Source organism: Halomonas sp. ISL-56 (assembly GCF_018612805.1).
GTDB lineage: Bacteria > Pseudomonadota > Gammaproteobacteria > Pseudomonadales > Halomonadaceae > Vreelandella.
The window spans coordinates 117,259-137,348 of the sequence record NZ_JAGGRO010000005.1; the positions used below are offsets into that span (position 1 = coordinate 117,259).

23 protein-coding genes and 2 pseudogenes are annotated in these 20,090 nt (G+C 48.0%); 7 read left to right on the plus strand and 18 right to left on the minus strand.

Annotated features, from left to right (window positions below; genetic code table 11):
• The first annotated feature begins 11 nt into the window (after positions 1–11).
• Positions 12–320, plus strand: coding sequence for a hypothetical protein (locus tag J7J49_RS04120; protein WP_215090418.1), 309 nt, complete (start codon positions 12–14; stop codon positions 318–320).
• Positions 321–353: 33 nt separating this feature from the next.
• On the opposite strand, the gene J7J49_RS04125 is transcribed toward J7J49_RS04120, so the two are convergent.
• The gene (locus tag J7J49_RS04125) at positions 354–1,466 is read right to left on the minus strand and encodes a Fic family protein (RefSeq protein ID WP_215090420.1); all 1,113 of its coding nucleotides are present in this window, start codon (positions 1,464–1,466) and stop codon (positions 354–356) included.
• A 200-nt stretch (positions 1,467–1,666) separates the two neighbouring features.
• Here J7J49_RS04125 and J7J49_RS04130 point away from each other — a divergent pair, with 200 nt between their 5' ends.
• Positions 1,667–1,915 (plus strand): type II toxin-antitoxin system ParD family antitoxin, encoded by a 249-nt coding sequence (locus tag J7J49_RS04130; RefSeq protein WP_215090422.1) that lies wholly within the window; start codon positions 1,667–1,669, stop codon positions 1,913–1,915.
• A gap of 39 nt (positions 1,916–1,954) precedes the next feature.
• Here the strand turns inward: J7J49_RS04130 and J7J49_RS04135 are convergent, their stop codons facing one another.
• On the minus strand, positions 1,955–2,263 hold the full coding sequence (locus J7J49_RS04135) for a hypothetical protein (protein ID WP_251048134.1): 309 nt from the start codon (positions 2,261–2,263) through the stop codon (positions 1,955–1,957).
• A 57-nt stretch (positions 2,264–2,320) separates the two neighbouring features.
• Positions 2,321–3,121 (minus strand): type IV toxin-antitoxin system AbiEi family antitoxin, encoded by an 801-nt coding sequence (locus J7J49_RS04140; protein WP_215090424.1) that lies wholly within the window; start codon positions 3,119–3,121, stop codon positions 2,321–2,323.
• 315 nt (positions 3,122–3,436) lie between these two features.
• On the opposite strand from J7J49_RS04140, the gene J7J49_RS04145 reads away from it, so the two are divergent.
• The gene (locus tag J7J49_RS04145; protein WP_215090426.1) at positions 3,437–3,811 is read left to right on the plus strand and encodes a GFA family protein; all 375 of its coding nucleotides are present in this window, start codon (positions 3,437–3,439) and stop codon (positions 3,809–3,811) included.
• A gap of 40 nt (positions 3,812–3,851) precedes the next feature.
• On the opposite strand, the gene J7J49_RS04150 is transcribed toward J7J49_RS04145, so the two are convergent.
• From J7J49_RS04150 to J7J49_RS04160, 3 genes are all read right to left on the minus strand, one after another.
• Positions 3,852–4,067 carry a hypothetical protein gene (locus J7J49_RS04150; protein ID WP_251048135.1) on the minus strand — a complete coding sequence of 72 codons (216 nt, stop codon included), beginning with the start codon at positions 4,065–4,067 and terminating at the stop codon, positions 3,852–3,854.
• A gap of 37 nt (positions 4,068–4,104) precedes the next feature.
• Positions 4,105–4,629: a helix-turn-helix transcriptional regulator gene (locus tag J7J49_RS04155; protein ID WP_215090428.1), complete on the minus strand. Its 525-nt coding sequence runs from the start codon at positions 4,627–4,629 to the stop codon at positions 4,105–4,107.
• A 467-nt stretch (positions 4,630–5,096) separates the two neighbouring features.
• Positions 5,097–6,014 (minus strand): LysR family transcriptional regulator, encoded by a 918-nt coding sequence (locus tag J7J49_RS04160; RefSeq protein WP_251048136.1) that lies wholly within the window; start codon positions 6,012–6,014, stop codon positions 5,097–5,099.
• A 99-nt stretch (positions 6,015–6,113) separates the two neighbouring features.
• Here J7J49_RS04160 and J7J49_RS04165 point away from each other — a divergent pair, with 99 nt between their 5' ends.
• Positions 6,114–6,953, plus strand: coding sequence for a DMT family transporter (locus J7J49_RS04165; protein WP_215090433.1), 840 nt, complete (start codon positions 6,114–6,116; stop codon positions 6,951–6,953).
• A gap of 43 nt (positions 6,954–6,996) precedes the next feature.
• Here the strand turns inward: J7J49_RS04165 and J7J49_RS04170 are convergent, their stop codons facing one another.
• Positions 6,997–7,911, minus strand: coding sequence for a LysR substrate-binding domain-containing protein (locus tag J7J49_RS04170; RefSeq protein WP_215090435.1), 915 nt, complete (start codon positions 7,909–7,911; stop codon positions 6,997–6,999).
• Between the two features lie 93 nt (positions 7,912–8,004).
• Between J7J49_RS04170 and J7J49_RS04175 the strand changes: the two genes are divergently transcribed.
• A complete protein-coding gene (locus tag J7J49_RS04175; RefSeq protein WP_215090437.1) occupies positions 8,005–8,925 on the plus strand; it encodes a DMT family transporter in 921 nt (306 codons plus the stop codon).
• Between the two features lie 34 nt (positions 8,926–8,959).
• Here the strand turns inward: J7J49_RS04175 and J7J49_RS04180 are convergent, their stop codons facing one another.
• The 3 genes from J7J49_RS04180 to J7J49_RS22420 form a co-directional block, all read right to left on the minus strand.
• On the minus strand, positions 8,960–9,910 hold the full coding sequence (locus J7J49_RS04180) for a DUF808 domain-containing protein (protein ID WP_215090439.1): 951 nt from the start codon (positions 9,908–9,910) through the stop codon (positions 8,960–8,962).
• Between the two features lie 146 nt (positions 9,911–10,056).
• Positions 10,057–10,470, minus strand: coding sequence for a Fic family protein (locus J7J49_RS22415; protein WP_251048137.1), 414 nt, complete (start codon positions 10,468–10,470; stop codon positions 10,057–10,059).
• Entirely contained in the window at positions 10,436–10,747 is a 312-nt protein-coding gene (locus J7J49_RS22420; RefSeq protein WP_251048138.1) for a Fic family protein, read from the minus strand. The genes J7J49_RS22415 and J7J49_RS22420 overlap by 35 nt, the downstream gene beginning before the upstream one ends.
• Positions 10,748–10,919: 172 nt before the next feature.
• Here J7J49_RS22420 and J7J49_RS22425 point away from each other — a divergent pair, with 172 nt between their 5' ends.
• The gene (locus tag J7J49_RS22425; protein ID WP_251048139.1) at positions 10,920–11,705 is read left to right on the plus strand and encodes a helix-turn-helix transcriptional regulator; all 786 of its coding nucleotides are present in this window, start codon (positions 10,920–10,922) and stop codon (positions 11,703–11,705) included.
• 121 nt (positions 11,706–11,826) lie between these two features.
• Here J7J49_RS22425 and J7J49_RS04195 read toward each other — a convergent pair whose 3' ends face one another.
• Positions 11,827–12,063 carry an acyl-homoserine-lactone synthase gene (locus J7J49_RS04195; RefSeq protein ID WP_215090441.1) on the minus strand — a complete coding sequence of 79 codons (237 nt, stop codon included), beginning with the start codon at positions 12,061–12,063 and terminating at the stop codon, positions 11,827–11,829.
• Positions 12,064–12,138: 75 nt separating this feature from the next.
• Between J7J49_RS04195 and J7J49_RS04200 the strand changes: the two are divergent.
• A pseudogene (locus J7J49_RS04200) lies at positions 12,139–12,699 on the plus strand (IS30 family transposase); the annotation flags it as partial.
• Positions 12,700–12,705: 6 nt separating this feature from the next.
• Here the strand turns inward: J7J49_RS04200 and J7J49_RS04205 are convergent.
• The 7 genes and pseudogenes from J7J49_RS04205 to J7J49_RS04235 form a co-directional block, all read right to left on the minus strand.
• Positions 12,706–13,886, minus strand: a pseudogene (locus J7J49_RS04205) (IS3 family transposase).
• A gap of 75 nt (positions 13,887–13,961) precedes the next feature.
• Positions 13,962–14,597, minus strand: a complete 636-nt coding sequence (locus tag J7J49_RS04210) for an acyl-homoserine-lactone synthase (protein WP_215090443.1) — start codon at positions 14,595–14,597, stop codon at positions 13,962–13,964.
• 465 nt (positions 14,598–15,062) lie between these two features.
• A complete protein-coding gene (locus tag J7J49_RS04215) occupies positions 15,063–15,689 on the minus strand; it encodes a LysE family translocator (protein WP_215090445.1) in 627 nt (208 codons plus the stop codon).
• Between the two features lie 47 nt (positions 15,690–15,736).
• Positions 15,737–16,477, minus strand: a complete 741-nt coding sequence (locus tag J7J49_RS04220; protein WP_215090447.1) for an SDR family oxidoreductase — start codon at positions 16,475–16,477, stop codon at positions 15,737–15,739.
• A gap of 46 nt (positions 16,478–16,523) precedes the next feature.
• Complete coding sequence (locus J7J49_RS04225; RefSeq protein WP_215090449.1) at positions 16,524–17,702, minus strand: ATP-grasp domain-containing protein; 1,179 nt, start codon at positions 17,700–17,702, stop codon at positions 16,524–16,526.
• A 2-nt stretch (positions 17,703–17,704) separates the two neighbouring features.
• On the minus strand, positions 17,705–18,955 hold the full coding sequence (locus J7J49_RS04230) for an ATP-grasp domain-containing protein (RefSeq protein WP_215090451.1): 1,251 nt from the start codon (positions 18,953–18,955) through the stop codon (positions 17,705–17,707).
• 46 nt (positions 18,956–19,001) lie between these two features.
• Entirely contained in the window at positions 19,002–19,949 is a 948-nt protein-coding gene (locus J7J49_RS04235) for a TauD/TfdA family dioxygenase (protein ID WP_215090453.1), read from the minus strand.
• Between the last annotated feature and the right edge of the window lie 141 nt (positions 19,950–20,090).

A 20,090-nucleotide genomic window follows, 5' to 3' on the forward strand; every position in this document is an offset into this window, starting at 1 on the left:
CTGGACACCCTATGCATAACCTATGGATTCCCGTCGTCGCCATTTTAACCGTTGCAGGCCTGATATTCGGCAGCCAAGCCTACTCCGATGTACAGCGTGATGCCCATATCGCCGCGATTATATCGGAACGCCTCGACAGCCAGGCAACAGCCGAGATCTCCCACTTGAAACGAGTCAACAAGGGCTATGGAGTGTGCGGCGACTATGCGCTTTCACGCACAGAGTCCGGTCACTTCTACTACAACAGCGCCACCAAGCACCTGGCGTTGGGCACCGATGCCTCGCTGTACCACGACAACTGCGAGGGCGTCTCTGACTAACCCCTTGGAACCTATAGTTCTCAACAGGCAGCCCTAGCCCACCACCACGGAGTAACGAGTGCTGCGCCCACCACCGGGTAGCTTTGAAAGACAGCCTTTTTCCAGCAGCTCTGCCAAATCTCGCGTGGCGGTGGCTTTACTCACCTTTGCCAACGATTGGTACTTACGAGCGTTTATACCTTGCTCAAACTCCTCACCAGCCGTATCTAACAAACGGCTTAGCACTTTGATCTGGCGTTCGCTCAGTACCGTGGTGGCATGTCGCTGCCAAAAGGTGGCTTTTATAAGGACTCGGTCGATTCTTAACAACGCCTGCTCAAGCGCCTCTTTCAGCGTATCAAGAAACCACAACAACCACGGGGTAATATCGAGGCTGCCTTTCTGAGCAATTTCAAGATGGTCATAGTAAGCGTTACGTCGCGACATAATGGCAGCACTTAGTGAATAGAACCGCACGGATTGCTGCTCTGCCTGTGCCAGCGCGCGATCTGTCACCGCGCGGGTGACGCGACCGTTGCCATCGTCAAAGGGATGTAAAGTAATCAACCACAGGTGAGTAATACCAGCGCGGATCAGCGCATCAAGCCCTTTAGGCGGATGGTTGAACCACGCAATAAACGCATTCAACTCAGCCTCCAATTGCCCACGGGGCGGTGCTTCAAAATGCACGGTAGGCCGATCAAGCCGCCCCGATACCACTTGCATGAGGTGATCACCACGCAGCTCGCCTATTCTTACATTGCCAAGCACGCCCGGGCCTTGCACAAAAAGCATGGATTGCCAAAGGCACAACTGTTCGCGGGATAGTGGCTCATCCAATTGATGCGTAGATTGCAGCAATAGCTCGACCAGCGCTTCAGATTCAGGTGTTGTTCTGGCGGATACACCCGCCTGCTCTAAACCTAGCTGGCGAGCAACGGAAGACCTCACGGAGCCAACGTCCAGGCGTTCACCTTCAATTTCGCTGGTACGAATAGCGTTCTGGATCAGTGCATCCATCTCCACATCCAGATCGGCTTGACCGTGGATAGCCTCGGTTTTACCCAGCACCCTACCCTGCATTAGCCGTACGGCATCTAATGTAGGCCGCAGCGCGAACTCATCCCACTCAAAATGCGGCCAATTATCCTGCTCCCAGATATACATGAGCCGATTGCTCCACTTATTCAGATCACATTATGAGCCGATTATGTTTTATATTCGGCTCATGGGCTAGTCAGGCTGAGTTGAGAAGACTGTTTTCGGCAGTGCAAATGCGCGATTGGCCTTGGCAGTGAGCTCTCTTGCCTTTCCAATCAGCCACATCTATATTCATATTTGTTATTTTTGAATATAGGAAACACATCATGGCCACGACCAGCCTTAGTTTAGGGGAGCACTGGGAAGTCTTTATCAGAAACGAAGTCGCCAGCGGCCGCTACGGTTCCGCAAGTGAGGTTGTGCGTGATGCGCTACGTGCCATGGAGGAACGCAAAAGCAAACTTGAGGCGCTACGTTCGCATCTAGCCCAAGGTGCCGAGCAGGCTAGCGCCGGTGAATTCGTGGACGATTTTTCGATGGATGCATTAATCAACGACTTGGATAGCGAAACGTAATGCACTCGCTTCATATCACATCAAGGGCGCCACTCCCCCCTACCCGAGAAGCATCTCCAACTTTCTCCGTTGCTCAGCATGTTTGGCCGCGTTTTCGTTTTTCAGTTTTTCCAGATTGATGAGCTTCCAGCGTACGGCGGGCAGATCTGCCGCCTGTGGGCGATCAATGGCATCAAAATCGGGCGAACCGTCATGCAAGCTCAGCAAGAATCGCTTGGTGTTCTCATCGAAGCGTGACTGAATATCTGCAATCAAACGTTTACGTGTGTGCAAGAGTCCTTCGAGGCTGACGAGAGTCCTGGTCATACCCTCAAATTCTTGGGCGTAAGGCTTATCAAGGTCGATCAAATTAGGGTTCAGCAGCTCGTGTGCGGGGCGTGACGAGGAAGGTAGATCAGGCCGATATCAACCGACAAACGCTTCCGGCACCATAATCCGATAGCGCGGATGTATCTTGCCACCTTTGATCAGTGCGCGGTCGCCACGACCAAGATTGAAATCTGCAGGATCGAGGCGCTTGCGCCAGGGGTGGTCATGGCGATCCGCAAAGACAAAGAACAACCGCTTGACCTTGATCTTCTTACAACTGTGCAGCAACGCCGATAGTACTTTCGGGCGCAGTGTCGTCAAGCTCTCGAACACCATATCAAGGTTATGAAAACTCTCATGGTCGGGCAACTCGTCCATAGCTTCCATAATCGCCCGTTCAGGTGCCGACATCTTAAGCGTCCAGTTCCATGGCAGCGTGTCTTCGTCGTTGATGTTGTTTTTGGCAAGCCCAAGTGACATGTCGGCGAACAGTGAGGTACTGCGGGTTTTGACGGGTGCGTTTAGTGGCAGCTTGTTTAGCCAATTGGGTGTGGTGTTGCCATATACCCAGACAAGGGCATGGCTGCCCAAACGCAGATAGTGATCGTAGCCCTGTTGGGCAAGTGCCGTTGTACCACCGACATGGATGTCATAGCGCATAATATGCTGCATGGAGAGCAGGCAAGTTTTCCAATCGATTGCGCCCGATGTTGTTGCATTCGGCGCAGGGCGTCGGAAGACGCCGCGGTTAACGCGCTCAAGCCAGCCGTTATTAACGTAATTCCGCGCAAGGAAACGGCTGACACCATGCCGTTCAAGCCATGGAGTATCGACCATGTACCCTGACGGTATGGCTTCAAGCAATCGCTTTAGTATTGCTTCTTTATATGTACTCATAGTTCACAAATTAGCATTTAACTAAAGAGCCTACCACACCACTCTTTGATATCATAAAATTTGGTGTACTATTAGTTCACAAATAACCAATTTCTTAAAGAATCGCGGCAAGGTGAGTTGCCAGCTTAACCGCCGTTAAAATCAGCGCCCGCTTGTACCCTAGATATGACCGAACTCCGGGAGCGCAGGGCAAACCCGCCTCCTGCAATAGTCGATTTAGGTCAGTTTGCTGACATCAAATACGCATGAGACGGCAGCAAGACAAAACCGGAAGTGCTACCTACTTTGAATATATGAATTTTCTGGAGATTGGCAATGGAACAACTAACAGGTGGTTGTCTCTGCGGTAAGATCCGAATCGTGGCCAATGGCGAGCCGCTCCGGGTAGGTATTTGCCACTGTATGGATTGTCGCAAGCATCATGGGGCACTTTTCTACGCGGCGGCGGATTACCCCAAGCAAGCTGTCATGATCGAAGGCGAACCACACAGTTATCAGGGCCGCTACTTCTGCTGCGCATGCGGTTCGTCGGTTTTTTCAGTAAGCGAGGACGAAATCGAAATACACCTTGGCGCCCTTGATTCACCCAATCAACTGAAACCGACGTATGAGCTTTGGAACATTCGCCGCGAACATTGGTTGCCGCCCTTCCCTGGCGTAGAGCGATATGATCGGGATCGGGAAGATTGAGCAAGTTCAAGGTCTGCCATTTAGGCCAGGAGGCAATCGATCAGCGCTTACCTTCAATTCGCAGCTTAGCCACTTCACCCGGCGTCAGACCTGTCGCTTCAGCAATTTGCTCGTCACTAAGTACAACCAGCTTGTGCAGATTACGGGCTGTTTTCTCAACAACCAGCTTCTCGCCTTTCTCAATACCTAGCTTTTCGCCTTCTTGAATGCCCACTTGACGTTCTTGCTGGGCCCAGTTTTCTAAATTTTCTGCCAATATGTCTTTATCCTCCACCAAACTGTTGAGCTGTTGGCTACGCGGTCAGCAACTCCATTTCCCCGCGGCTACGAACCGGATGGCGAATCGCCTCTTTGGCTATATTCACTTCCAATGCCACTTTCGCAGTCTCCAGCACGCCAACATCAATTTGGTAGCCCCCTCGGGACATCAGCCAGTCAAGCACCTCCGCCAAGTGCCAGATTGAGGCACTGCCTTCGTGAACCGGCACAGGAAACGTCGCTCGGTGGGTAAGCATCAACTTGCGCATTGCCTGTCGGGAAATACCCACAACGTCTGCTACATCCGTCAGACCAACAAGATCCGGCGAGGCTTCGATCAAACGCGCGGAAGGGATCGCTCTTTTTACATCAACCAGTGCCGTTCTAACCGCTTCCTCGGCGTTGCCCGCTTCACGAGAGAATTCCAGCGCCAAGCGGCCCGGCTGCCCCACGCCCACCAGAGCATCATCGCAACCGGCATCGCCCAAACGCTCCACCAGCGCATCTAGGTCGGAGTCACTGTCAGCCAGTTGGTACTTCAGCGTAAAAATATATTCCATTCTTCAACCCTCCGGCTCCGCTTCGTCTCGACGCTTGTGGGTCGAGCACTTGTCCACCACTCTCCGAATTGCCCGGGCGTGGCTGCCGGGATTTCTCGGTGTACTCCACACGCTCGCGATACAAAACTCACCGCAGCGGCATTCATCATCATTATAGGGACAGTAAATCTTGCCCCAGGCATGACTACCCCCGACCTCAACTCGCCAGCCCTCCGCTTCCGCATGTTTGAGAACAGTTTCAATCTCTTTTTTCGGATGTGCTGGACGAGTCATTATTTTCCTCTGAGTATGAAGACACACCCACTGGTTGTCAATTGACAACCAGTGGGTGGCAGTTCATGTGCTTACTGACGTTTATCTGAATAAGTAGGCTCGAGAGACTCTTCTTCAACCCTAATAAAAATTAAGAAAGAATATCCATGAATGCAAGGTTTACCGAAAAGTTTTTTTGACCACTATGGGTGAGCCTATTGGCTATATTCTGAACTCGCCCCCAAGAGTTGCTTACCCACGGGATTAAGCGCCTGCCGTTTAGGCCAAAAGGCAATCAGATTCCGGTCACGTCGGGGAGATAACGGCCGCGTTACCACGTTAGCCGTTGGCTTATTGCTTAACGCCAAGGTAGGCACCAAGCTAACACCGACATCGCCAGCGACCATCTGCAATAGCGTTCGCGTATCGCGTACCCAGAAATCCACCTGGAAGGTATCGACCTCTTCCAAAGAGTGGGCAAATATTTGCTGGATCAGCGCTTCACAACCGCCTGACGACATAACCAGAGGGTGCTCCGCTAGTTCCGCCACCGTCACGCTGGCTTGTTTGCTGAGTGGATGGCTTGCGGGCAGCACGGCAACAATCTCATCCTTCTTTAATAGCTGCCAATCAAAGTGCTCACGCCAGTAGGTGAGATGCAGCTGGGAGACATCGGTTGTGATGCCCATATTGATAACACCACTTTCCACCCACTCCTTTATCTCTTCTTCCATGCCTTCCAGAACCAGGCTGATGGCATCCGGGTAGCGGTTCGCAAAGCTCGCAAGCAGAGGCGATAACCAGCCAGATAAAGCACTAGGAATAACGCCTATCTTCAGCGCTTTATCTGCTTCGTTATGAAACTGCCCTACTTGCTGGCTTAATACCTGAAGTTCAGCTACAACCTTCCTGGCGCTAGTAAGCACTAGCTCTCCTAGCGCGGTGGGTACCAGCCCTTCTGGGCTTTTCATGATCAGCGGGCCACCCGCCAGTTTCTCAAGTGCCTGCATGGAATGACTCACCCCCGACTGGCTAACGCCAAGGCGCTCCGCCGCGCGGGTATAAGACTGCGCTTCCACCACGGCAAGCAGCGCGCGAAGTTGGGCAATGGAGATATCCGCCCCTCTGATCATCACAACTCCTCATGGCGACCATGACCTAATCGAGTTTCTAGTCGCATGTTAGCGGCTTCTATGCTGGCCCTTCTCTTATCATCAAGACCAGGAGCCCGCATGTCTATCGCCCTTGCGCTAAGCGCCATGGTGCTGCTCGGCAGTACACACTTTATCAATGGCGTGCTCGCCCGTTTTTACCCGCCGCTCAATATTGCGTTTTATACCCATCTGGGCGGTGCGCTTGTCGCTTTTTTAGGCGCTCTGCTCTTTTCCACCTGGGAGCCAAACGTGTGGATATGGGGCGCGCTGTCGGGCATCGGCTCCGCTCTTGGGGCTTGGCTGCTTTATCAAGGGTTATCACGGGCTCCCTTCGCCATCGTGGTGCCGGTTAGCGCTGTCGCGATGGTCACCATCGCACTTGGACTATCGCTGGTTTTCTTGGGCGAGCGACCCAATGGCTGGGTATGGCTAGGCGTGATGATCGCCCTGCCCGCTATCTGGTTAACGGCAGGCGGGGGTAAGCCAAACAAAGCGCGGATGAATAGCAGCACCCGAGCGGGCCTGTTGTTGGGTTTAGGCGCAGGCTTAGGGTTTGCCTTGCAACTGCACTTACTTGGCCAAGTGCCCAACCAGGCGGCTTTTTACGACATCGCACTCTGCATGCTCAGCGGTGCCGTATGTTGCCTGCCCTTTTATCAACACGCACACCCAGTACGAAAGCGCTTTCCACTGTTGGCGACCATAGCGGGCGGCATCAGTGCATTAGGGCTAACGCTGTACGCGTTATCACGGCAAGACCAGCTTGCCATCATCAGCATCGTGATTGTGTCGATGTACCCACTGATACCAGTGGTGTTTGGCTCGCTAGTGCGCAGGGAAAGGGTTAGCGGCGCCAGTATGGTGGGTATAGTGCTTTCAATTGCAGCGATGATGGTGATTGTGGCGGGGAGTGGTTAAACAACCGCAACGGGAAAAAATAGTAAATAGCCTATATATCAGTCTAAGCCCGAGCATCACTCAACACCTCACACAGCCAACCAAGCAACGCTTCGTTGCCTTCGCGCTGAGGCGCACCCTGGCGCGTGTATAGGGCGATGGCATCATGCTGGGGCAAGCTCTCTACCACCGGGCGAATCAGTTCGCCATTTTCAATTAATCGTTGCGTCGTCCGTCGCCACCCCAAAGCAATGCCGTGGCCCGCGATAGCCGCTTGAAGTAACAGCGGATAGCTGTCGAAAACACCACTCTTATCTAGCGAGAGTTCAAAGTGCCCCATGGCACGAAACCAGCCCTCCCACTCCAACCAGTCTGCCGGTTCAGCGTGGTGGTGAAGTAAGCGATGGCTAAGCAAACTATCGAGACTCAGCGGCGTTGAGACCCCATTCAGATAAGCTGGGCTGCAGACCGGGAATATCTCGTCCTCGGCGGTAAACACCAATCGATGGCTGCCGCTGGGCCTGCCGTTGGTTTGCAGGGCAATGTCGAAACTGCCACTAAATTCGGTAATTGGCCGTGTTGAAGTGGCCAGTTGAATCTCAATCTCAGGGTAGCGCCGGTTAAAGTCAGCCAGCTGTGGCATCAGCCAATAGAACGCTTCACATAACTGGCAGAACAGCACGACGCGCTTATCGTCGGGGTCGCCACGTAATTCCTGAGCACCAGTGGCGATACTTTCCAACGCTTGCGATACCGTACGGCCAAACTCGCGCCCCTCTCGGGTAAGAAATACCCCGCGATTACGGCGCTCGAAAAGCATCACGCCAAGGTCTTCCTCCAGCGCACGGATCTGTCGGCTGATCGCCGCCTGGGTCAGGTGGAGCTCATCAGCCGCGCGCGAAAAGCTTTCAAGACGCGCAGCTGCCTCGAAGGGGCGCAGCGTTGCCAGAGGCGGAAGCGACTTGGTGAAGTTATCCATAATCTGAGCTCATGCATCGTAACGTATAAGTCGTTTGAAGCACTGCTAGCGGTAGCGGCATCCTAGAGCGGAATTCATATCTGGAACGCTGCAATGAAGGCCACCGCTGAACCACAAGATAATATCCTACAGGGCATAAGCCTTATCGTGGGGGCTGTCTTTCTGCTGGCGTTAACCGACGCACTGGTTAAGTATCTGAGTGCCAGTATGTCGCTATGGCAACTCTATGTCATTGGGTCATCAGTATCGCTGCCAATACTGTTAGGGTTAATCATTGACCATGCAGGCCCCCGCCCCAAGGTAAAATCACGCCGCTGGGTGGCGATAAGAAGCCTGCTTCTATTGCTGATGTGGATAGCCTATTACGCCGCTCTGCCGTTGATTCCGCTCTCGGTGGCGGCGGTCGCCATTTACACCACACCGCTGTTCATTGCCGTACTGGCTGCTTTTGGGGCGGGCGAGCATCTATCGCGCCAGGCGTGGGCGGGCATATTCTGTGGCTTTCTGGGCGTGGTGGTGGTTCTGCGCCCTGGCGGCGACACCTTCACCCCTGCCACCCTTCTACCCGTGCTTGCCGCCCTCTTTTATGCGCTGGCTATGCTGGTCACACGCCACCACTGCCAAAGAGAACACCCTTTAATTCTAACCCTGGGATTAAATCTAGCTTTTCTTGCGGCAGGCAGCCTCTTCAGTGTGCTGGTGGCAATCAACAGCACCACATCGCTCGCCGAACGCGCACCATTCCTGTTCGCCGGTTGGCAACCGCTAGACGCCACAGCGTTAATGATTGTGGGCGCCTACGCACTACTGCTGATTATTGTGAATACCGGGGTGGCAAGGGCCTATCAAATTGCCCCTTCAGCGTTGATTGGCACCTTCGATTACGCCTACCTAATGTTCGCCAGTGTTTGGGGTTATCTGCTATTCAGCGAAGTGCCCGATGCCATGACTTGGCTAGGTATGGGCATGATTTTAATGGCGGGAGTGATGGTGTTATGGCAACAGCACCGCTAATCGATATGTCTGCTTACTTCTTCGCCGCCCACACCTACTCGGCATGCGCCTTCTTATTAGGAACGAGGTGCAGCACACCCACCACCACCGAGCCCACCACAAAGCCAATCACCGCAGAACACAGCGTATTGAAGCTCCAGCCAAGCGTGCCGCCCAAGGCACCGGTTGCCTCGCTAATGCCTAGCTCAATATGGTGAACCCACTCATAGGGCGCGTTGAACCAACCCGTGCCATCGGCACCCAGATTGGCCATCAGGATATGCCCACCTACCCAGAGCATGGCGACGGTACCCACGACTGAGATGGTCGCTAGCACCTTGGGCATAGCTGTCACCAGACCACGGCCCAGTGTCTGCATGCCCGAACTATCCCGCTGAGCGAGCCTCAGGCCGATATCATCCATCCTGACCAACAGCGCCACTACGCCATACACCAGAAGTGTGATGACAAACGCGACCACCACCAGGCTCACCATCTGCGACCAAAACCCTTGATGGGAAACGGTTGAAAGCGCAATCACCATGATTTCTGCGGACAGAATCAGGTCGGTACGAATGGCGCCACCCACGATCTTTTTCTCGGCTTCAGGCCCCTTCTCTACCGCTGGTTTGTCGTCGTCATGCTGACCAGAGAGCTTGTGCCAGACCTTCTCCGCGCCCTCAAAGGCCAGGTAAGTGCCGCCCACCATCAGGATGATCGGCAATAGCGCGGGCAAAAAGTGATTCAGTAGCAGCGCCACCGGCAGGATAAAAAGCAGCTTGTTGCGAATCGAGCCCAGCGCGATCTTCTTCACAATCGCCAGTTCCCGCTCCGCGGTTACCCCCTGCAAATATTGCGGCGTCACAGCCGTATCATCCACCACCACCCCGGCCGCCTTCGCCGTCGCACGCCCAGCGGCGGCACTCACATCGTCCAGTGATGCTGCGGACAACTTCGCCAATGCGGCAATGTCATCCAGTAATCCTATTAAGCCGCCTATGGCCATGGATGCTTCCTCCGTGAATAACAGGTGCTGATAGTAACGCACATAGCGGCTGGGTTGCCTTCAAAGGGTTTTGAGGCAAAGGCATTCACTTGCTATAGGTCGATTTTCAATGCAAGCGATATGGCCTCACTGACAAAGTCCACTACTTACTGCGTGCCTTCATGAGCATGCCCAAGCAGCACCGAATAACGCGTGCTGCGCCCACCGCCGGGCAGCTTATGAAGGCAGCCTTTTTCCAGCAACTCCGCTAAATCCCGTGTTGCGGTGGCTTTACTTACCTTGGCCAACGATTGGTACTTGCGGGCGTTTATAACTTGCTCAAACTCCTCTCCTGCCGTATCTAACAAACGGTTTAGCACCTTGATCTGTCGTTCGCTCAGCACGGTGGTGGCATGACGCTGCCAGAAGGTGGCTTTCATTAACACACGGTCGATCCTTAACAGCGCCTGCTCAAGCGCCTCTTTCAGCGTGTCCAGAAACCACAACAACCAAGGCGTAATATCGAGACTGCCTTTCTGAGCGCTTTCAAGATGATCGTAGTAAGCGTGGCGGCGCGCCATGATGGCCGCGCTCAAGGAATAGAACCGGACATTGCCGCTCTGCTTGTGCCAGCGCACGATCTGTCACCGCGCGGGTAACGCGCCCATTGCCATCATCAAAGGGGTGCAAGGTAATCAACAAGAGATGGGTGATGCCAGCGCGAACCAGCCAATCAAGCCCCTGAGGCGGCTGGTTGAACCAAGTAATAAATGCATCCAGATCAGCCTCAAGCTGCCCAAGGGGCGGCGCTTCGAAATGCACGTTAGGTTGATCAAGTCGGCCCGATACTACTTGCATGGGGTGATTACCCAGCACCTTATAATTAGCAGCAGACCGAGAGGCTAGACCAAAGTTGAGCGTTTCCAAAGAATATTGTAGTCATTTTCCTACATATAATGAGAAAAAAGTCTGGTATCGTATTGGTAAGTTCAATTAATCATCGCAATGTGCAGGTTCTCAGGGGCACAGCATGGCAAAAATTGTAAAAACTGGATATGCCAGGATCAAAGAAGGTTGTATGTCTCAAGCAGAGGCGCAACCAATGCATGATCAGACTCATTATCTACTGACAGAAATCGAGCAAAATATCGGCAAAGGGGTACCAGAGTATACAGATGTACTTTCTTGGGCCTTTGAAAAAATAGGGATCATTCACTTCAGTTATGTCTATGTAGGATATATTCCTTCCGAAGTTGATAAGGCCATTATTTTGGGCAACTACCCAAAAGATTGGGTGAAAACTTATGAGTCCATGGCTCTATACCGCAATGACCCTATTATTAGTCACTCATCAACGACCTCTACAGCTTTCTTTTGGGAAGAAGCTGTAGGAGAAAACCAAAATTCAAAACAAATATTTGATATGTCAGCCAAATATGGTATTGAGCAAGGTTTTAGTGTTCCAGTACACGAACCAGGCTGTGCTTTTGGATCCATCCATTTAGCAACTAACAAAGACAACACAGAATTTCAAAAACTTGTTGAGAATAATTCGTATTTAATATCTACTATTAGTTATATCGCTCACCAGCAACGTCCATCTCTTGCGAGATTGGAACCATACCCACCTTTGACAGACCGAGAAGTCGAGTGCCTGAAATGGGTTGCAATGGGCAAGTCTTATGGAGAAATTGCTTTAATACTGAATATATCTGAAAGAACCGTTAAATTTCATGCTCAAAATATAATTAAAAAGATGGATGCTGTTAATATTAAGCAGGCAATGACAAAATCATTACGCCTGAATCTTATTTAACCCCCCTATCCTCACCTACAACAAGAAAAACTTTATTCAAGGCATCCAAGTTACATGGAAGCAAGCCGTAATCAATATTTTCGTTTAACGACCCTACACTAGCATTTAGAACATTCAAGGGTTACCCGCATATTCTAAGAATACGCATCATCACAGCATCAACGAAAACTTCATAATTTTCAAAATTTCTAGCCTTACCAAATTCAATCATACATATAAACAAGGTATGAGTTCTTTTATCAAACCCGCCATTCTCTGCGCGAAAACATTTTTCTGGGGTAATAAAAAAACGCGAGGCTTTCCAAGTAGGCCCTGATTTTTCCGCTTGAATCCTGAATTCATAGAATAACTGCAGCACTTTGGATCATACGGTAGAGGCAGGAGGGCAAGCAGCGGTACCCTCTCCGCCTTACCGACCGAAGTGAAGCAGAGTATGGGATACCGACAACTGACCCAGGCACAACGATATCAAATTTTTGCCCATAGGGATGTAGGATTGAGCCAACGTCAGATTGCTCAACAGCTTGGCATTCACAGCAGTACCGTGAGCCGTGAGCTGAGACGTAATTCAGGGGCCAAGGGATATGAACCCGCACAAGCGCAGCGTTACAGCGATCAGAGACGCCGCTCCGTCTGGAAGTGGACAAAGCAACTCCCTAGTCTGATTAATACCGTAGCTGCCAGGCTTAGAGAAGAGTGGAGTCCAGAGCAGATTAGCGGTTTTATGGCACCGTTGATGGGGATAGGAGTTAGTCACCAATGGGTCTATTCGCTGATCTGGGTCGATAAGGCCAAGGGTGGCGATTTGTGGCGACACCTCCGCCAGCCCAAGCGTCGCAGTAAACATCGTGCCCATGCCAAAAGCGCAGGACTAGGCAAGATTCCTAAGCGTGTGGGGATAGAACATCGGCCGCCTGCTATCGAAAAACGGCTCACCATCGGTCATTGGGAAGGCGACACGGTGCTTTATGGGCACAAGCAAGCGGGGATAGTGTAGTGGTCAAGTAAAACTGGCCACCGGTTTATAGTTAACCCAGAACTTTTCCTCTGCCTGGTTCGGACTCATTCCATCGTTATGCTGGTGAGGCCTAAGCTGGCTGTAATACCCAATTAAATAGTTCACGATATGATGCTGGCCCTGCAAGAATGAGCAATAGCCATACGTCGGCACCCATTCAACCTTTAAGCTTCGGAAAAACCGCTCCATTGGCGCATTGTCCCAGCAATTCCCACACCGACTAAGACTTTGTTTTATATGGTATTTCTAGAGCGCCTGACGGAACCTGCGGCTCGTATAATGGCTGCCCTGGTCGCTGTGGAACATAACGCCTTTGGGTCGCCCTCGGCTTTCATAGGCCATTTTTAATGCACTGCTAGTGAGCTCGCTATCCGGCGACAACGACATCGCCCAGCCAATCGGTTTTCTAGCAAATAAGTCAATGACAACGGCTAGATAAGCCCAGCGATTGCCGATCCAGATATACGTGACATCGCCACACCAAACGCGATTGGGCGCCACAACGCTAAACTGACGCTCTAAGTGGTTCGGTACTTCAACATGCTCGTCACCTGTTTTCTTGTAGGTGTGCCCAGGAACTTGGTAGCTAATCAGACCAAGCTTTTCCATCAGGCGGCCAGCGCGATAGCGACTTAACGGCACATCCTGCCTTGTCGCCATCTCTGCAATGCTGCGAGCACCTGCAGAGCCTTCACTCTCGCGAAAGAGCTCTCTGACCTTGGCTATTTCCTTGGCCTTCGTGGCACACGCAGGTCTTTTTGAAAGTTGTACCCAGTATTTAAAGCTGCTGCGATGCACACCAAACACGCCACACAGCTTTTTCACTGAATAGCTCGTCTTGAGTTTCTCAATCAGCGAGAAGTGTTCAGGGAGTCCGACATCAAGAGAGAGGTAGCCTTTTTTAGGATATCTTTTTCCATCTCAATATCGCGGATGCGCTTTTCAAGCTCGCGAATTTTAAGCTGATCGGGTGTCATGGGCGTTGCTTTAGGGCTTTGGCCATCACGCTCTTGGCGTAACTGACGAACCCATTTATCCATGCTCGAATACCACACATTCATGGCTTCAGCCGCTTCTCGAACCGTATAGTTTTGATCAACGACCAGCTGTGCTGCTTCGAGTCGGAATTCAGGGTTAAAATTACGTTTTGGTCTTGTTGCCATGCTGCCACCTAGTGATGTTTTGATGCATAGTAGCACCTCTAATTAGGTGGCCAAATTCACTATGCCAATACACTATCACCCCATTGCATACATTATATGTTCAAATATCTTTGAATCACATGGAAGAAGACCATAGTAAATTATCTCGTTTTTATTCCCAACACCTTTATTAAGCACTTCAAGCGTCCAACCACTCCTCCGCAGAATACGTGCCATTTTTTCATCAACTACAACCTCATAATAAGCAAAGCCGGATATCACGCCAAATTGGATCATACTTATAAATAGAGCATAGGTTCTTCTATCGATGCCTCCTTGTTCATAACACTTTTTACTGTGCTGAGTAATAAAAAACCTAGATGCCTCCCACGTGTCTTCAGTTTGTACTTGCCAAGATTTACTAGATTCTTTTAACCATTTAAAAGGACCTGTCAAAAGAGTTGGCGATGTGGAGGGACGAAGCCTAACACAGCCTAAAATGCAATCGCTAGATGCAATATAAATATACTTTGCATCATCATCATCATATTCATCACACTCTATAACTCCGCCTTTATAGCTTTCAATTTTCCAGTTATTCCTATCAACAAAAACCTTCTTTCTAAAGCTAAATATTTGCTCGCGCTCAGACGGTGACAGCTCTTGAAAACCTGAAGCTATAACCTCAAGTCCAAAAATTTTATGACACATTTTGATGGTAGAATATGGCATGCTTACCCTCCACTTTAGCCTTATGGAAACTTACTCTTCATTTACACTTAACATCTAACGTGCTTAGAAAAGCCAAATATAGCTTACCCACAATCACTCCAAAAGTTCAGAGATATAATAACGAGTTTAGCGCAAAAAAAAAGCATTATATGTAGGACGATTACCTAAGAATCAAAACCTCAGTTAAACAACACCTTAGACTAGTGGCGATACGAAGATAAAATTCAATATTATCAAAATATCTTAAAACCACAATAAATAGCTGAAATAACGCCAAATTATTGATTATTAGTGATAAATGACTTATGACCTATACAAATGAAAGTAATAATTTAAATAAAACGTCGCACTAGAAAAAACATCCCTTATCAGAGATAATGAGCATACAGGCTGTACTCCAACCAAGAAGTCGTAAAACAGCACTGATGCAATTATACCAAATTATAATTTATAAATTGATTTATTTTATTTTCGCAATAAAAGATCAATTGAAAAAATACTTAAGATAGACCCCGAAAATATGCGTTGTGCTTTCATTGCGGAAGGTCTTTCTGAAAGAAATTTGCTAACTGAAGATGCAGCTAAAACAATCATCCCGTTGATGCTCACAGCGATCACAATTTGAACAAAGCCCAGTTGCATAAACTGATTCAATGTAGATCCCGCAGAGAGATCAATGAACTGAGGCATTAATGCTGAATACATCAGAGCTATCTTAGGGTTTAATAAATTTGTAACCAACCCCATTGCAAAGAGGCGGCGCGGAGAATGCGGAGAAAGCACACGTGCTTCAAATGGAGATCCCCCTTGTGGACGCAATATATTCCATGCCAAATAGCCTAAATATAGAGCACCTGCGATTCTAACTATGTCATAAGCTACTGGAACAGTTTTAAACAAAGCAGCAAGTCCTAGCGCAGAAGCTAATAAGTAACATACGAAGCCAAGGGCGACCCCTGCTAGAGAGATCAAACCTGCAAGACGCCCTTGTGATATAGCTCGAGAGGTTAGATATACCATGTTTGGCCCAGGAGTTAGAACCATCCCGATAGCAATTATTGCCACACCAAATAGGCTTTCGTAAGAGACCATATGTCAAAACACCTTATTCCGTTGAGGGCAAAATATAATCTGGATACTTAATGTTTCCAATTTAGATCACCCCGAAAAAGTGCATATTGAGATCTTTGTGCAACAGGACGAACGGTTAATTCATCAACATTCACATGCGATGGTAAGTTAGCAACCATTGATACAATCTGAGCAATATCTTCTGCTCTTAAAGGTCTATCAACATCCTTATATATAGCGTTTGCTTTATCAGCGTTCCCACTGAGTCGATTCAACGAAAACTCTGGAGTGTATACCATACCCGGAAGTAACTCAGTAATACGTACTGGCTTACCTTTCATTTCAAGACGTAGAGATTGCGTAAGAGCCCTCTGCGCACTCTTAGCAGCGCAGTAACCAGAACCACCTTCATACCCACTAAGAGCAGCAGTTGAAGTAATATTTATAATACATCCTTGAGATTCAACAAGTCTTGACAACAAGATTTGGATCATGCGTAGAGTGCCCAAAACATTGACATTATACATTTTCGTCCAATCATCAGCGTTAGACTCAGCTACAAAATCAATGCCAAACGCTCCTCCTGCACAGTTAACCAAGAGATCACATTTTTTAACCTGCTGAAAGTCTTCTTCTGTTGCCTTAGTTATATCTAGTTCAATAATATGAGCATTAGTATTAGCAGCAATTTTATCAAGGCGATCACGACGCCGTGCCACAAGGAAAACATCCCAACCGGATCTAGCTAGTAGACAAGCGCAGGCTTCACCAATCCCACTACTTGCTCCTGTAACGACCGCAGTTCTCATGGTAGTTATCTACCCTCCCTTTAAAAATTAATGAGATATTCACTTTTTAAATAGATATTTTATTCATAACCCTATGAACATTTTCTTTCAAATCAAGATACTTGAAGTCTCTAAAACGAAGGCGTGTCTTCGCACCTTCATAAACCCCACTAGCTGCCAAAAAATTTTGCGGCAAAGACCAATATAAGCTTGAGATGCTCTCATCTATTAAGTTAGCAGAATTTGCAATAATCCAAGCTCCTCGCTCAGTCGAAATCGGGCGCCCATTAAGACTGTTTTGTTTTGCTATATCACGGAACCATGTCGATGAAAAAGTCTGCAACTCCCATGCAATCCCAACCAAATCTATTTCCCTTATTTCACGCCAAATAAATGGAATCTCAGCGCCCCCAGCTCTAGCACCAATTTCCAAGAAAACTAAATCATCGCCACTGTCAAACAGCTCTAGGTGGAATACGACTTCTTGTTGTGGTGAAAAGACATCCATGAGATCTGATACAGCATTAATAACTCTGTCTTCATAACTAGCACTTGAAATCTCTATACTGCCAAGTGGACTATCAGGACCAAAATCAGCACAGCTATTAATATAAGTCGACGTCGTAGCAACAATCACTCTCTGACCGTCCCACCACCCATCTACATGCAGGATTGGGGCAGAGCAATAGACTTGCGCCATCATAGGCTCTGAAAACTCTGCCTCATCAAAAAAAATGTCATCATCACTATAAACTAATCTAACTCCTTTGCTTGCTGTACCATAGCGAGGTTTAAGAACCAAGGGATAACCAAATACTCTAGCTATATTTTTAATAGAGTCAACAGAATCCACCGCTGATGCTGACAAAACCTTTATTGAACATTGCCTAGAAGCAATATCAACCATCTTTAACTTATCCCTGAACTTTTCGATCCAAGCAGTGTGATCACCAAGCAACCCAAACTGTTCGCGTACAGATGCTGCTGTCAATAAATCACCCTCGTTGAGAGCAACGACTAGAATAGGAATACCATATTTTTTTATCGTTTTTTCAACTTCTTTTTGAACAGTGACTTGGTCATCCAAAGTATCAACTATAGAAAAAGAAGCAAGCCTTTCTTTAGGTAGTGAGGCCGTTGACTCGGGCGTACAGATCACCCTAATCATTAGACCATCAGGAAGAGAATAACTATCATAGAGTGCCTGAGCACCTACCCAACGATGAAAGCAAAGGACATAGCTCATAATTAAGGCTCAACTATAAAGTTCACAGCTTTAACTAAATCGTTCGCAATAGAAACAGCTTCCTCTCTAGATTTACCTGTTGTGAGTACATATCCTGAGACACAATCAGCTACGGTATTGAGATGCGGAATATGATCACCTTCATGTTTCTGAATTACAACAGCGCTCATAGCCTCACCCAGCTCAAATAGGAAAGGGAGGAATACCAAAGGTTCAACTCCAGCTTTCGTAAAGCGCACAACGACATCAGGCGGCAAGACATTCTCGACTTTCACAATTTTCCCAGGTTTTGGCACAAAGAACTGAATAGCCGCTCCAGCAATTGGCTCTGGAGAAAATTCAGGCAATTTGTCAATCCCAAGCGGTACAGTAAGGAACATCCTATTCAAATCAAGTCCGAATGCACGTTTTACTAGCTCAGGAGCTCCCGACCCTGCAAGACGAGCATGCGATTCGAGAATTCTTGGGCCCTGTGCAGTTAACACAAATTCACTATGAGAAGGCCCTTCCTGAAGTTCAATAGCATCCAACAAACGACAAGTCAGAGCTTTTAGCTCATCTAGCCAAGGCTTGGCATCAGAGCTTGGCGTGCTTACTTCCCACTCAACATATTTATCATTCATGCGGTATTGAGAATAACCTATTGGCAAATGCTTACCATTGAAAGAAAAAGAATCTACACTTACCACAGGGCCTTCAAGATACTCCTCTATAATAATATTTTGTACTCCGGCTTCTTCAAGGGATCTAAATGCTGATAATGTAGACTCTTCGTCATTACATGGATGGATGTGAAGACTAGCAACGCCTTCAGCAGGCTTGAGTACTGAAAGTCCATTATTCTTCACAAATTCAACCGCATCTTCTTTACAGAGTACACGTTTATAAGCTACAGGACTCAATTCATGAGCCAAAAGTAAATCTCTCATCGCTAACTTATCTTTCAATAAGTTCGCTGTTCTCCAAGACACTCCTGGAAGCCCGAAGTAGTCCACCGCCTTGCCTGTGGATTCCCCACCAACTTCAGTCGTAGTGATTATTCGATCAAAAGGGCGCTGACGATGAAGTTCTTCAAGAGAACTTATAATCGCATCCCCATCAGCAATATCAGCATGTATTATTCTTTCACAATGATCACTTATTTCTTTATCGTATGCTCCCTTTTCATGAACTAAAACAACATCTATACCGAGCTCTTTAGCGCCATAGATAGGAGCGGGTCGACCACCGATAACTGCTACTCGTTTATTCATATGGTATCTCTCTTTTATAAAATAAATATTGAACAACACTAATTATTTAACTTCCATATACACGACGCAACCATCTGGCTTCTCCATTCGCCAAAGGCTTGAATGCTTTTCTTCTATGAAGAACTTGAGTGTTTTTAAAAATAAAAAAATCTCCAGGATTCAATATTATTGATATACCATCTGTTTTATTAAGGCATTCACGGAGAGCATTTAAAGCCCGCTTTCCATCACGGTGAATAGCCTCAACAATTCCTTCATCAAATCTCAAGTAGTAACCCTGTTCAAATTTCTCTACTAATGGTAATATTTTCTTCTCCCCTGAAATTCCTTCATTTGACACAGGAGCTCCAAAAGTATAGGAAGGCTTTTGAAGCTCGGAAATAGCCCATTTGGGCAATTTTCTCAAAAGACAATCTACACATGTTATATCAGTTGAAGCTCGCTCACCGTTTTTAACGGACATAAATGCCAGAAATCTTGGTACACAATTACTAACATCACCGGTAGAACTAATAAATGGCCAGTTTGGATTGTCAGTATGCCAAGAAAAGTCTACATCCGCTCCCCAGGAACTCGTTGTCATCAAAGCCTCTTCTACTGGAACAACATTCCTTACAAGTTTTCCATTATTCTCGTAATCCACAGAATGTGGTTTGATACCTAGTAAGGAAAGCATTCCAAAATGTAACAAGTCAAAATCAAGCACACAAAGATCATCTGATAGAAAACCTGTTCGTGGTGTAGCAACGTTCGTATTCAATGAGATACCACGAACCAAAAGAGCTTTACTCGAGCTATTTACAAAATTATAAATATAGTTCAACGCATTAGCATCTAGGACTTCAATTAACCATTCCCTTCCAACCTTCCCCACGTCGTTCGCTTGATGCGGAGATTCACCAAGATCGTGACGAAATTTTTTAAGTGTTGTTGAACCAGTACTTTCAATTTTGACAACTGACAAAATCGAAGCTTCAGGCAAGATGGCATTCATAATTTTCAAACCTTTTTATTAAAATATGACTCTACCTGTGGGTTTGGTCGATTAGAAAATCGCTTACTTCTTCTAATTATGACGCCAAAAATTAGAATAAAAATTAACAAAAAATAGTTCATGATATCTTCTCTATTAATT

Excerpts from the sequence above, each read along its gene's own strand:
- J7J49_RS04165 (WP_215090433.1), top strand. The coding sequence starts at position 6,114 with ATGTCTATCGCCCTTGCGCTAAGCGCCATGGTGCTGCTCGGCAGTACA.
- J7J49_RS04125 (WP_215090420.1), bottom strand. The coding sequence starts at position 1,466 with ATGTATATCTGGGAGCAGGATAATTGGCCGCATTTTGAGTGGGATGAG.
- J7J49_RS04140 (WP_215090424.1), bottom strand. The coding sequence starts at position 3,121 with ATGAGTACATATAAAGAAGCAATACTAAAGCGATTGCTTGAAGCCATA.
- J7J49_RS04235 (WP_215090453.1), bottom strand. The coding sequence starts at position 19,949 with ATGAATGCCATCTTGCCTGAAGCTTCGATTTTGTCAGTTGTCAAAATT.
- J7J49_RS22420 (WP_251048138.1), bottom strand. The coding sequence starts at position 10,747 with ATGCAAGTAGTATCGGGCCGACTTGATCAACCTAACGTGCATTTCGAA.
- J7J49_RS04170 (WP_215090435.1), bottom strand. The coding sequence starts at position 7,911 with ATGGATAACTTCACCAAGTCGCTTCCGCCTCTGGCAACGCTGCGCCCC.
- J7J49_RS04225 (WP_215090449.1), bottom strand. The coding sequence starts at position 17,702 with ATGAGCTATGTCCTTTGCTTTCATCGTTGGGTAGGTGCTCAGGCACTC.
- J7J49_RS22425 (WP_251048139.1), top strand. The coding sequence starts at position 10,920 with ATGGCAAAAATTGTAAAAACTGGATATGCCAGGATCAAAGAAGGTTGT.
- J7J49_RS04220 (WP_215090447.1), bottom strand. The coding sequence starts at position 16,477 with ATGAGAACTGCGGTCGTTACAGGAGCAAGTAGTGGGATTGGTGAAGCC.
- J7J49_RS04230 (WP_215090451.1), bottom strand. The coding sequence starts at position 18,955 with ATGAATAAACGAGTAGCAGTTATCGGTGGTCGACCCGCTCCTATCTAT.
- J7J49_RS04155 (WP_215090428.1), bottom strand. The coding sequence starts at position 4,629 with ATGGAATATATTTTTACGCTGAAGTACCAACTGGCTGACAGTGACTCC.
- J7J49_RS04215 (WP_215090445.1), bottom strand. The coding sequence starts at position 15,689 with ATGGTCTCTTACGAAAGCCTATTTGGTGTGGCAATAATTGCTATCGGG.
- J7J49_RS04130 (WP_215090422.1), top strand. The coding sequence starts at position 1,667 with ATGGCCACGACCAGCCTTAGTTTAGGGGAGCACTGGGAAGTCTTTATC.
- J7J49_RS22415 (WP_251048137.1), bottom strand. The coding sequence starts at position 10,470 with ATGGCGCGCCGCCACGCTTACTACGATCATCTTGAAAGCGCTCAGAAA.
- J7J49_RS04120 (WP_215090418.1), top strand. The coding sequence starts at position 12 with ATGCATAACCTATGGATTCCCGTCGTCGCCATTTTAACCGTTGCAGGC.
- J7J49_RS04175 (WP_215090437.1), top strand. The coding sequence starts at position 8,005 with ATGAAGGCCACCGCTGAACCACAAGATAATATCCTACAGGGCATAAGC.
- J7J49_RS04160 (WP_251048136.1), bottom strand. The coding sequence starts at position 6,014 with ATGATCAGAGGGGCGGATATCTCCATTGCCCAACTTCGCGCGCTGCTT.
- J7J49_RS04180 (WP_215090439.1), bottom strand. The coding sequence starts at position 9,910 with ATGGCCATAGGCGGCTTAATAGGATTACTGGATGACATTGCCGCATTG.
- J7J49_RS04210 (WP_215090443.1), bottom strand. The coding sequence starts at position 14,597 with ATGCCATATTCTACCATCAAAATGTGTCATAAAATTTTTGGACTTGAG.
- J7J49_RS04145 (WP_215090426.1), top strand. The coding sequence starts at position 3,437 with ATGGAACAACTAACAGGTGGTTGTCTCTGCGGTAAGATCCGAATCGTG.